This is a genomic window from Mesorhizobium sp. EU05-FHT14A09, from assembly GCF_058790995.1.
Window position 1 is genome coordinate 103,469 of sequence record NZ_JBYTDF010000013.1, and the last position, 12,232, is coordinate 115,700.

The following is a 12,232-nucleotide window of genomic DNA, read 5'->3' on the forward strand; positions in this document are numbered from 1 at the left end:
TTCAACCTGGATTCCGTCACCATGACCCATATCGACCATGAATTGCTGGCCAGGCTGAAGGCATGGCGGCGTCACCTGCACCGGCATCCCGAAGTGTCGGGCGAGGAACGCCAGACCAGCGCCTTCGTCAGCGCGCGGCTGACCGAACTCGGCATACCGCATGTCACGGGCGTCGGCGGAAGCGGCGTGGTCGCCACGCTCAGGCGCGGCAGCTCGAACCGTTCCGTCGGCCTACGGGCCGACATGGATGCACTGCCGATCGCCGAGGCCAACGCTTTCGCCCATGCCTCCGTCCATCCAGGCGTCATGCATGCCTGCGGCCACGATGGCCACACCGCCTGCCTGATCGGTGCGGCGGCGGCCCTGGCGCGCGACGACAGCTGGTCGGGCACCATCCATTTCGTCTTCCAGCCGGCGGAGGAAAACGGCGAAGGTGCCAAGGCGATGATCGCCGACGACCTGTTCGAACGTTTTCCAATGGAGCGGCTGTTTGCCTGCCACAACTGGCCCGGAATGGCGCCCGGCGTCGTGGCGGTCCACAACGGCCCGTCCATGGCTGCCGGCGGCGACTGGCACGTCACCCTGAAGGGCATCGCCGGCCATGCCGCTTTGCCGCATGCGACGCGCGATCCGATCCTGGCGGCGGGTCATCTCATCGTCGCCCTGCACAGCATCGTCTCGCGCAATGTCGACCCGATCGACACGGTTGCGCTGACCGTCAGCATGGTCAATGGCGGGCTGGTCAGCAACCAGATCCCGGAGACCGTGCAACTGGTCGGCACGCTCAGGACCTTCAATGCCGATGTCCGCGCCATGGTCATCCAGCGCATGGGCGAGGTGATCGAGGGCATCGCCCGTTCCTTCGGGGTCGAAGCCGACTATGAGATCAAATCGACCGGGCGCGTCATGGCCGATACGCCGGAGGAATCGCGCCTGGCGATCCTGGCCGCCGAGAGCATCGGGCTGACGGTGACGCGCGACATCCGCCCGGCCATGGGCGGCGACGATTTCGCGTTCCTGGTCGAAGGCAGGGGCGGCGCCTATGTGCTGATCGGCAACGGTCCGGTCGTCGATGGCGGCAAGCTCCACAACGAACGCTACGACTTCAACGACGACATCATCGCACCCGCCGTCGGCTGGCTCGCGGCGGTGGCCAAGATGGCGGTGGCGGACTAGCTGCATCGGTCACTTTTGACCGTTGCATCTGCACGATTGCGCGGTTGTCCACCGGCCTTCCTGCATGGCAACTGGCGGTGCCTTGGCGCGTCCTTCGAGGCTCGCTTCGCGAGCACCTCAGGATGAGGACGGTTGACGCGACTTCCCCTGCTTTGGATCGTTGCAGGATAAGGAGACCTGGCACCACCGCCCTCATCCTGAGGTGCTCGCCGCACGTCAACTGAAAGCACAGCGCGGTGCCTTGGTGCGTCCTTCGAGGCTCGCTTCGCGAGCACCTCAGGATGAGGACGGTTGACGCGACTTCCCTTGCTTTGGATCGTTGCAGGATAAGGAGACCTGGCACCACCGCCCTCATCCTGAGGTGCTCGCCCGCACGTCAACTGAAAGCACAGCGTGGTCCCTTGCCGGGCGAGCCTCGAAGGACGCACCGCAAACCAGCCGCTGTCGAGTTTCAAAACGGGCTCCAAATGGAGGCGGCTGGTAAAACCCGCTAGCCCGCCTTCACCTTCATCAGCTCGTCGATGAAGTCCTGCAGGATGCGCGACGGCTGCCGGTTGGGCGGTAAAAGCATCAGCGTGCGGAAATAGATCGCCGGTTCGAACGGCCGCAGCACCAGGCCGCGGTCGAGATAGATCTCGGCGGTCAGCCTGTTGACCAGCCCGACGCCGATGCCGGCCTGGACCATGGCGCAGACCGTGGTCGAATAGGGCGTTTCCAGCAGGATCTTCGGCCTTGCGCCGGCTTCTGTGAAATGCCGCTCGGCTTCCTGGCGCGTGGTGTCCTCGGGCGCCAGCGCGATGAAGTCCTCGCCATGCAGGTCCTGTGGCCGGATCACCTCCAGCGCGGCCAGGCGATGGCCGGCCGGCAGGGCGGCTTCGACGCGATAGCGCGCGAACGGGCGTGCCTCGACGCCGGTCTGGTCGATCTCGTCGGCGGCGATGCCGAGATCGAACTGGCCGGAGGCGACGAGGTCGCGCACCAGCGACGACATCCGCGCCTGGAAGGTCACCGCCACATTGGGGTGCCGTTTCAGGAAAGCATGCAAGGCCTTCGGCAGCACATTGGTGCTCAGCGCCGACAGGCAGGCGATGCGCACTTCGCCGGAACCGAAGTCGCGGATGCGCGCGGCGGCATTGCGCAGCTGCGCCATGCCGGCGAAGGTCAGCTCGACCTCCTTGAAGAACAGCTGCGCTTCCGTCGTCGGCAGGATGCGGCCCTTGATGCGATGGAACAGCGCAAAACCGATCTCGCGCTCCAGCTCCTGGATCGCCTTGCTGACGGCGGGCTGCGAGATGCGGAGCACTTCGGCCGCGCGCGATGCGGTTCCGTTGGTCACCACCGCCCGGAAGATTTCGATGTGCCGGATGTTCATCTTTGCCCAGATCCGTTGCCGAGAGCATGTCCGTCTTTCACGGAGACCACAGTACACGACCTCAACCCGCATTCCTCATCTGATGTGAGCGACGTTAGCCGGCGTTCCTGAATGGATCCCCGACACGCTCCAGTCGCTTCGCTCCTTTCGAGGTCGAGGATGACGAGGGGAGAGAGGCGTCGCTAATCTCCAACGCCGGCAACCGCCACCGGCGTTAGCGACTTGCCATAGCACCAACGGTTGCGATTGGCCGAGGACATAGAAACTTCGTCATCCTCGACCTCGGAGCGACCGTAGGGAGCGGAGAGTGTCGGGGATCCATTCCGGAACGCCAGATAGGTGGATCGACCTGTGTCGTACCCGAAAACCTTCTGCCCCTCCGTCTTTGCGCAATCCGGGCGTAAAAACGCCCGGCAAGGCAGCATACCGCAAGCCTATCCCCGGCCGGACAGCGCCGGTTGCCCTGCCGCCGTCCCGAGCCAAGTCCACAGATAGGCGGCAAGGCCGCGCTCGACATGGATGCGCAGCGTGTCGCGGTGGTGATAGGCAATCGCGCCGACACCGCCGAACAGCAGCGACGCCGAGGCGCTTTCCACGCGCGGGTCGACCGGCGTGGCGCGCGCGATCAGTTCGGCTTTTGCCGGTCCGTCGACGTCGAAGACATGCAGGCCGGCGCTGGTTGCCGTCACGCCGAAACCCTTGTCATGCCACCCTGTCGCGATGTCGAGCGGTGCGTTCGACACCACCAGCAACCGGTCGCGGGCGAGCTGTACGGTGTAGCGCTCGCCCTCGGCTTTGCCGAAGACGCCGACGCCGCGCACGGTAAGGCCGGAAGCCGCGCTCCAGGCAGCGAGATCGCCGCTGACCAGATATTGCGCCAGCCCGTCGCGCGTGCGCACGCTCAGGCCGGGCACCGCGATTTCGGCTTCATGCCAGTTCGGCATGGCGGTCCATTTCTGGGCAAGGTCACGCATTGAGCCGTTCTCCGGTGGGGTCGAAGGCGCACGGAGCGGTGATCGTCGCGCGCCGCAGCATGCCGAGATGCTGCAGGTCTATCGTCTCGCCATGGCGCGAGGCGCCGGCTTCGATCAGCGCCAGTGCGATCGGCCGCTGCAGGGTCGGGCTCTGGTAGCTGGAGGTGACGAAGCCCTGGCTGCGCACCGCGCCTTGCTTTTTGGTGATGGCATGCGCGCCGGTGGCCAGCGGCGCCTCGCCATCGGCCACCGTCAGGCCGACGAACTGCAGGCGGCGATCCGCGGTTGCGACTTCGGTGAACAGCGAACGGCGCCCGACATAGTCGGTGGTGCGCTTGGTGCGCGGACCGTCGACGCCGAGATCATGCGGCATGGTGGTGCCGTCGGTGTCTTTGCCGATGACGATGTAGCCTTTCTCGGCGCGCAGCAGGGTCATGGCTTCGAGCCCCATGGTCACGGCATCGAAGGCCTTGCCGGCTTTCTGCATGGCGTTCCACAGCGCTTCGGCCCTATCGGCCCGGATCGAGATTTCGTAGCTGCGGTCGCCGGTGAAGCTGACGCGCGCCACGCGCACGGCATCGCCGCCGAAGCTGCCGGTGGCGATCGCCATATGCGGCAATTGCTCATCGGCGAGCGCGACACCGAGGTCGAGTGCCGCGACCAGCGCCTTCGACTTCGGCCCGGTGACGGTGAGCGTCGCCATGTCGGCGGTGGCGTTGTGGATGTAGACCGCCTCGCGTCCGAAGCGGTCCTGCCGCCATTCCTCCAGCCGGGCATGCACCGCCGCGACATGGGAGGAGGAGCAGGAGACGACGAAATGGTGTTCGTCGAGGCGGACGAGGATGCCGTCGTCGAAGACGACGCCGTTCTCCGACAGCATGAAACCGTAGCGGCAGCGGCCGGCCTTCAGCGTCGACATGGTATTGTAATAGATGAAGTCGACGAATTCGGCGGCCTTCGGTCCCATCACCTCGATCTTGCCGAGCGTCGAACCGTCGAACAGCGCCACCGAGGCTCGGGCTTGCTGCGCTTCGTTGCGGATCGCCGCCTCGGCATCGGCCCCGCCATAATGCGCGGGCCGCAGCCAGCCACCATATTCCTGGAACACCGCGCCGCTGGTGCGATGGAGGTTTTCGAGCGGCAGCCGCCGCACCGGCGCCATCAGTTCGCCGGCAACCGCGCCGGCGAAGCTGGTCAATGGAACCGGCGTGAACGGCGGGCGATAGGTGGTGGTGCCGACCTCGGGCACGCTGCGGCCGGTGATGTCGGCCATCAAGGCGAGGCCTGCCAGGTTCGAGGTCTTGCCCTGGTCGGTCGCCATGCCGAGCGTCGTGTAGCGCTTGAGGTGCTCGACCGAGATGAAGTTCTCGCGCGCCGCCAGCTCGACATCCTTGGCCGTCACGTCGTTCTGGTAGTCGATCCAGATGCGGCCCTTGGCGCCGGCTGTCGGCCATGTCGGCATGATGGCGCCGCTTGCTTCCACGCCGGTGCTGCGGGATGCCGCCGGACCGGATACCGCCTTGGCGGCGCTGGCAAAGACTTCGGACAGGGCGATGGCACCGGCAGCCGCTCCGGCCACCGTGATACCGTCGACCGGATCGCCGGGCAGGAATGCCGCGCGGCCCTCGTCCCAGGCAAGCTTGCCGCGCGCCTGGCAGAATAGGTGGACCGTCGGCGTCCAGCCGCCGGAGACCACCACGCAGTCGCAGGGCAGCACGGTGCTGTCGTCCAGCGTCACCGCCTGCACGCGCATGCCGCCGCGCGCGGCGCTGACGGTGTGTCCGCCGAGCTTCCTGATGTTGGCTGCGACAGCGGGCAAGTCATCCGTGCGCGGATCGACCAGCGTGACCTCGGCGCCCGCGGCGGCAAGTGCTGCTGCGACCTCATAGGCGCTGTCGTTGTTGGTGGCGACGACGATGCGCCGGCCGGCCAGCACGCCGTAGCGGCGCAGATAGACGAGCGCCGCGTCCGCCGACAGGATGCCGGGCAGGTCGTTGTTGGCAAAAGGCAGCGGCCGCTCGATGGCGCCGGTGGCAAGCACGACCTGGCCGGGCCTGATACGCCACAGCGTGTCCGGCCGGCCGTCGAGATGGCGCTGGTTCAGCCCGACCAGATTGTGGTCGTAGATGCCGAAGGCCGTCGTCGAGGTCAGCACCGGATGGCCGCCTTGCCTGAGTTCGGCGACCGTGGCGTCGATCCAGGCCGTGGCCGGTTGGCCGTCGATCTCGGCGTCGCGATGCAGCAGCGTTCCGCCGGGCAGGGGCTGGTCGTCGACCAGGATGACGGATTTTCCGGCTCCGGCGGCGGCGCGTGCCGCGGCAAGCCCGGCCGGCCCGGCGCCGACCACCAGCACGTCGCAATGTTTGTTGATCTGGTCGGCTGAGCCGATCTGGTCTGCGGCTCCCACCGGCTTCCAGTCCGGGTCGGCGCTGCCCAGCCCGGCCATGGCGCGAATGCGCGGCTCGAACAGGTGCCAGTCCGGCCACATGAAGGTCTTGTAGTAGAAGGCGGCCGGGATGAAGCGGGCGAAACGGTCGATGAAGGCGTTGCGGTCGGCCACCGCGTTCGGCACGGCGTTGACGGCGCGGACGCTCAGCCCGTCGCGCGCCGGCTCGGTGGTGGCGCGTGTGTTGGGAATGCCGCCCGCCACATCGATCAGCGCGTTCGGCTCCTCGACGCCGGCGCCCCAGATGCCGCGCGGGCGATGGTATTTGAAGCTGCGGCCGACGACGGCGATGTCCGCCGCCAGCAGCGCCGACGCGATGGTGTCGCCGGCATAGGCCTGGACGGTGCGGCCGTCGAAGCTGAAGGAAAGCGGCCGGGAGCGGTCGATGGCGCTGCCGCCGGAGGCGATGCGGGAGGCACTCATTCGGCATGCTCCGCCAGCGCGGTGGTGCCGGCAAGCTTGTGGCTGACCGTGTCTCGCTCCATCACGAAGAATTCCGAACACGTCGCATGGACCCAGACCTCGCGCGTCGCGCCCTTGGGGTTGCTGCGCTCGTAGAGATAGCTGGCCCAGCGCCCGGCGCTCACGTCGGCGCCGTCCGGGCGGGCATTGCCGGCCTCGCCGCCATAGTGGAATTCGGTCTCGGGTCGCGGCCCGCAAAACGGGCATGGGAAGAGTTGCATGCTGTGTGGTCCTAAATGCAATTCCAGGGAAAGAGCGTTTCCGCGTTTCCGTGAAAAACGGAAACGCTCACGTCCTAATGCGCGATGCCTGAGCCGGCCGCTTCATCGAGCAGGCGTCCGGTGGTGAAGCGGTCGAGGTCGAAGGGCCGGCTGATGTCGTTGTGCTTGCCCGTTGCCAGCAGGTGCGCCAGCAGCGTGCCGCCGGCCGGGATGGCCTTGAAGCCGCCGGTGCCCCAGCCGCAGTTCAGGAACAGGCCGGGTAGCGGCGATTCACCGATGATCGGCGAGGAGTCCGGCACCACGTCGACGATGCCGGCCCATTGCCGCATCAGCTTGAGCTGGCCGAAGCTCGGGAACATCTCCAGCAGCCCGGCGATTACGCCTTCCAATGTCGGCAGGTTGCCGCGCTGGCCGTAGGAGGGCACGCGGTCGAGCGCGCCGCCGAGTACGATCTCGCCCTTGTCCGACTGGCTGACATAGACACCGGTGCCCGGCGACAGCACCACCGTGTCGAGCACCGGCTTGACCGGCTCCGAGACGCAGGCCTGCAGCGCGTAGGAGTTGATCGGCAGCCGGAAGCCGGCCTTGGCGGCGAGCACCGAGGAGTGCCCGGCCACCGCCATGCCGATGCGGTCGGCGCGGATGACGCCATGCGTCGTCTGGACGCCGCGGCAGCGCCCGCCCTCGACGATGAAATCGGTGATCTCGCAGTTCTGGATGATGTCGACACCGAGCCGGCTCGCGCCGCGCGCATAACCCCAGGCCACCGCATCGTGGCGCGCGGTGCCGGCGCGGCCCTGCCAGACGCCGCCGAACACCGGGAAGCGGGCATCGGGCGCGAAATTGTAATTCGGCACGACACGGCGCACATCCTCGGCCGAATAGAGTTCGGCATCGGTGCCGTTGATCTGCATGGCGTTGACGGTGCGCGCCGAAATCTCCATCTCGGCGATGCTGTGGCAGAGCGTGACCATGCCGCGCTGCGACAGCATGACGTTGTAGTTGAGTTCGGCCGACAGGCCTTCATAGAGCCGGTGCGCCAGGCCGTAGAGCGCGACGCTTTCGGGATAATAATAGTTGGAGCGCACCACGGTGGTGTTGCGGCCGGTGTTGCCGCCGCCGATCCAGCCCTTTTCGAGCACGGCCACATTGGTGATGCCGTGGTTCCGGGCCAGATAATAGGCCGTCGACAGGCCATGACCGCCGCCGCCGATGATGATCGCGTCATAGTTTTTCTTCGGCTGCGGCGAGCGCCAGGCCGGCTCCCAGCCTTTCTGGCCGGCGAGCCCTTCCTTGAACAGCGACAGGGCAGAGTAGCGGCGAGTCATTGTCCGGTTTCCATCAGCGGGTGGAGGGGGCTGGCGCGGTCAGGCCCTGGCCTGGCCAGGCTTGTTCCTGGTGAAGCGGACGACGAATTCGTCGAACGCGGCGATGTCTTCCGGCACGGCGTCCTGGCCGCTGAAGGCGAGCAGGTAGGCCGGGACATGCGAGACGCGCACGTCGAGCGCTTCGTCGACATCGAGCGTGTAGTGGCCGATCTGCATGAAATAGAGCACGCGGGCGCGGATGAAGGCGTTCTCGTCATCATACCCGTAGCGGCTGTACATGGCGGTGATCGCCTCGATGCGGCGGCGGTCGGCCTCATCGATGACGGTCCGGATCGAAGGATCGCGGCGCGCCCAGATGCGGATGGCGATATCCAGCTGTGGATCGAACAGGCTGTCGTCGACCCAGCACTGGAACACGTTGAGGATCGCCCTGTTGATGCTGGGCGCCTCCTTGCCGGCATAGGTGACGACCGGGTCCGTGTTCGTGCGCAGCCAGTTCTCCAGCAACTGTGCATGCAAATCCTCCAGGCTCTCGAAGAACCAGTAGAAGCTCGACCGCGACACATCGAGCTTCTTGGCCATGACCTGGATCTTCACCTGGTCGATGCCGTCCTCGATCAGCGTCTTGATGGCGAGATCCAGCCAGTCCTGCTTCGATGTTCTTGACGTGACGTCGCCGGCGGCGGCCGGTGACTTGGTGTTGCGTTCTGCAAGGCCCTGCTTCGATTCTCTTTTCGGCATGGTCCGTCTCCCGTTGGGGATACTATATGGACTGTCTCCGGCTGTTGGCAGCCGGTTTGAACCTTTTTGAAAGCCTTGCTCGTCCTCCGAAATGTCTCCCTGGCATCAATCTCTAAGCAATCTGTACATTGGTGTCTAGACAGCTGCGGAATTGCCTGCAATGTTATCGACAACGCAGAGGCAATCTCGGCAAACCAAAGAAGTTTGGGCTGGCTCACATCGTGAGCCGGCAAAATAAGAGACGTGCCCTGCGTTGCTGGATTGACCCTGGAGGAGGGCTCGATGGAGCGGGACTTGCGATCGTCGCCTGAGTTTGCGGCCACGCTGACTTTGTACGAGGCGCTGTTGGCGCCGGGCGGCCACATCTTCGGCGGACGCGCTCTGTGCGGACATGAATCCGCAGGCGAGGTCTATTTCATCGGCCAGAGTTTCGACCAGGGTTTCGAGAGTGGCATCAGCAGCAGGCTGTGCCGCGCTCTGCGTGGAAGCAAGGCTGTCGAGCGCCTCAACGATCGCGAGACCCGGCAGATCCGCCTTTCCGCCGATGGCGGCAAGCTGGCCGTTGCTGTCGCCGGCGATGATGCCACCACCGACCGCATCGAGATCTGGGTCGACGGCAGCTGCCGCGAGACGGCAACCGTTGCCGGGCGCGTCGAGCAGATCGACTGGGCCGCGGATGCCTCGAAGCTTCTGCTGGTGGTGGCCGGCACCGGCGCCGATCTCGCCGGCATCCACGGCGGCTTTGCCCAGAAGCAGAAGCTGGACGCGCCCGCCTGGATCCCGGAAGTCCGTTCCGACACCGGCAGCGAGCTGTGGCGGACCGTCTGGACATGGGATGGCCAAAGCGAGCCACGCCAGCTGACGGCGGCGCCGCTCAATGTCTGGGAGGCGAGCTGGTGCGGCGCCGGCCGCATCGCCGCCATCAGCAGCGATCATCACAGCGAAGGCAGTTGGTACCGATCGGTACTGACTCTCATCGATGCCCGGACCGGCGCTGCGACCACGATGCATACGCCGCCCGATCAGCTCGGCTTCGTGCGCGGCGCCCCCGATGGTCATGCGGTCGCATTCGTCAGCGCATTCTGCAGCGACCGCGGTATCGTCTATGGTCAACTTTGCCTGCTCGACCCTGACAGCGGCGCGGTCCGCGTCCTCGACAGCCTGGGAGCCGACGTCACCTCGGTCGAGTGGCGCTCGCCCAAAATCATCCACTATGCCGGCCTGCGCGGCCACGAGACGCTGACCGGGGATTTCGACCTCGCCACGTCATCGCCGAAGGAGATCTGGAACTCGGCTGCGCTCACCCACAGCGACTGGGTCCCGACATCCTACCCGATCGGCAAGGACGCCTGCCTCTTCACCGCCGAGGCCTATGCGCGAGCGCCTTTCCTCGCCGAGGCGGCTGCGGGCGAAGTCCGCGAGCTGGCGTCGCTGGCCGCACCCGAGGCCGGGCGCGCCATGTCGCCCTGCGGTGCGATGGAGCCCTTCAGCTGGACCGCGCCCGACGGCCTGGAAATCCAGGGCTGGGTCGTGCGCCCGAAGCATGCCGAAGGCCCGACGCCGCTGCTGGTCGAGGTGCATGGCGGACCGATCTCTGCCCATCACAATCAGTGGATGGTGCGCACGCGCGCAGCGCCGATCCTGGCCAGCCTCGGCTGGACGATCCTGTTCCCCAATCCGCGCGGCAGCACCGGCCGCGGCGACGCCTTTGCCCGTGCGGTCAAGGGTGACATGGGCGGCGCCGATGCGCTCGACATCGTCAGCGGCGTCGATGCGCTGATCGCCAGGGGATGGGTCGACGCGGCCCGCGTCGCCGTGGCTGGTTCCAGCTATGGCGGCTTCATGTCGGCCTGGTTGCCGACGCGGAGCGAGCGCTTCGCCGCCGCCATTCCGCTGTCGCCGGTTGGCGACTGGTACAGCCAGCACCGCACGACACAGATCCCGGAATTCGACGAGATCATGCTCGATGCTTCGCCCTGGTCCGCGGCCGGCGCCTATTTCGAGCGCAGCCCGGCCTTCTTCAGGCACAGGAAGCCGGTGCCGACGCTGGTGATGGCCGGCGGCCTCGATCGCAGCACGCCGCCCAGCCAGGCGGAGGAGTGTTATTTCGCGGCGGTCCGTTCGGACTCGCCCGCCGAGCTCGTCATCTATCCGAATGCCGGTCACAGCATGCGCAGCTATCCCGAATATCTGGACAGCGCCGCCCGGATCCTGCGCTGGCTCGATCAGCATGTGCAGGGCACAGCGGCGAAGGGAGAGAAAGAATGAAGAAGAAGATCATCGTCGTCGGCGGGGGCATTATCGGTTGCTGCACCGCCCATCACCTGCTGAAGGCGGGCGCGGACGTCACCATCATCGAGGCCGACGAACTGGCCAAGGCGACAAGCGGCGCCGGCGCCGGTTTCGTATCGCATTGGTCGGCGGGCATGATCCCGCTCGGCCAGGAAGGTTTCGACCTCCAGCAATACGGCCTCGATTACTACAAGGCGCTGCACGACCTCGGCCAGGAGATCGGCTACCGCCCCAACGGCACGCTGATCATGGCGCTCACCGAGGAAGGCCGTGAGAACTTCGTGCGCCCGGTACTGGAATCGCCCTACGCGCCGGCGCAGATGCAGGACCTGGATGCCGCCCGTATCGGCACCCTGATGCAGGGCCTCGTCGATCCGGCGCGGGTGCATTCGGCCGCTTACAATCCGCTCGGCATCCAGTTCGACACCACGCTCGGCCTGCGCGTGCTGGCCGGCGAGATCGCCCGGCTGGGCGGTGTCTTCCACGACCGCACCAAGGTCACCGCGATCCATGACACCGGCAGCGGCGTCACCGTCGAGACCAGCAACGGCACCCATCAGGCCGACGGCGTGGTGATCGCGGCCGGCGCCTGGAACAACGAGCTGCTGCGCGATTTCGGCTGGCAACTGCCGCTGCTGCGCGTGCTGGCGACCCGGATCGTCACCGACGACAGGGGCCTGCCGTCGACGATCCCGACGGTGCAGTGCCGCGAACTGGCGCTGTGGCTGCGCGAGACCTTCGGCGCCATCATGTGGGGTACCGGTGGCCACTACCATTCTTACTACAAGCTCGGCGACGACTGGATCGCGCCCGGCCAGCCGAAGAAACCCGGCCTGATGCAGGCCATGGCCGATGAGGACCTCGGCCGGCTGCCCGACATCTTCCCGCCGCTGCGTGGCGCGAAGATCGCCAGCTGGGCGCAGGGCGTGCCTTGTTACACGCCTGACCGCGGACTGCTGGTCGGCAAGGTGCCGGGCACCGCCAATGTCGTTGCGGTCGGCGGCGACAATGAAAGCGGCGTCAGCCATGGTCCAGGCCTCGGCCGCCTCTCCGCCGAACTGATCCTCGGCCAGAGCCCCTTCGTCGATCCCACCCGCTTCCGGCTCGACCGCTTCGAGCGCGGAACCTTCGCCAGCGAGGCGGAGGTGGAGGCGGCGATGCCGAAATGGTCCAACCGCAGTTCGCATTTTTCACAGGCTGAGCACGCTTGATCCGCCTCG

General features: G+C 66.5%; 9 protein-coding genes. 3 read left to right on the top strand and 6 right to left on the bottom strand.

The annotated features are described in order from the left end of the window. Positions 1-21 precede the first annotated feature (21 nt). Positions 22-1,176, top strand: a complete 1,155-nt coding sequence (locus AC3WTO_RS28910; RefSeq protein WP_492464393.1) for an amidohydrolase — start codon at positions 22-24, stop codon at positions 1,174-1,176. Positions 1,177-1,666: 490 nt separating this feature from the next. Here AC3WTO_RS28910 and AC3WTO_RS28915 read toward each other — a convergent pair whose 3' ends face one another. The 6 genes from AC3WTO_RS28915 to AC3WTO_RS28940 all read right to left on the bottom strand — a co-directional run bounded on the left by AC3WTO_RS28915 (position 1,667) and on the right by AC3WTO_RS28940 (position 8,720). Next, on the bottom strand, positions 1,667-2,548 hold the full coding sequence (locus AC3WTO_RS28915) for a LysR substrate-binding domain-containing protein (protein WP_492464394.1): 882 nt from the start codon (positions 2,546-2,548) through the stop codon (positions 1,667-1,669). A 434-nt stretch (positions 2,549-2,982) separates the two neighbouring features. Then, positions 2,983-3,522 carry a hypothetical protein gene (locus tag AC3WTO_RS28920; RefSeq protein WP_492464395.1) on the bottom strand — a complete coding sequence of 180 codons (540 nt, stop codon included), beginning with the start codon at positions 3,520-3,522 and terminating at the stop codon, positions 2,983-2,985. Beyond that, positions 3,515-6,391 carry a sarcosine oxidase subunit alpha family protein gene (locus AC3WTO_RS28925; protein ID WP_492464396.1) on the bottom strand — a complete coding sequence of 959 codons (2,877 nt, stop codon included), beginning with the start codon at positions 6,389-6,391 and terminating at the stop codon, positions 3,515-3,517. The genes AC3WTO_RS28920 and AC3WTO_RS28925 overlap by 8 nt, the downstream gene beginning before the upstream one ends. After that, positions 6,388-6,651, bottom strand: a complete 264-nt coding sequence (locus tag AC3WTO_RS28930; protein ID WP_492464397.1) for a sarcosine oxidase subunit delta — start codon at positions 6,649-6,651, stop codon at positions 6,388-6,390. Before AC3WTO_RS28930 ends, AC3WTO_RS28925 begins: the two co-directional genes overlap by 4 nt. A gap of 74 nt (positions 6,652-6,725) precedes the next feature. Further along, positions 6,726-7,979, bottom strand: a complete 1,254-nt coding sequence (locus AC3WTO_RS28935) for a sarcosine oxidase subunit beta family protein (protein ID WP_492464398.1) — start codon at positions 7,977-7,979, stop codon at positions 6,726-6,728. A gap of 39 nt (positions 7,980-8,018) precedes the next feature. Then, a complete protein-coding gene (locus AC3WTO_RS28940) occupies positions 8,019-8,720 on the bottom strand; it encodes a TetR/AcrR family transcriptional regulator (protein ID WP_492464399.1) in 702 nt (233 codons plus the stop codon). Between the two features lie 282 nt (positions 8,721-9,002). Between AC3WTO_RS28940 and AC3WTO_RS28945 the strand changes: the two genes are divergently transcribed. Beyond that, on the top strand, positions 9,003-10,988 hold the full coding sequence (locus AC3WTO_RS28945) for an alpha/beta hydrolase family protein (protein WP_492464400.1): 1,986 nt from the start codon (positions 9,003-9,005) through the stop codon (positions 10,986-10,988). Beyond that, positions 10,985-12,223, top strand: coding sequence for an NAD(P)/FAD-dependent oxidoreductase (locus tag AC3WTO_RS28950; RefSeq protein WP_492464401.1), 1,239 nt, complete (start codon positions 10,985-10,987; stop codon positions 12,221-12,223). Before AC3WTO_RS28945 ends, AC3WTO_RS28950 begins: the two co-directional genes overlap by 4 nt. The last annotated feature ends 9 nt before the right edge of the window (positions 12,224-12,232 follow it).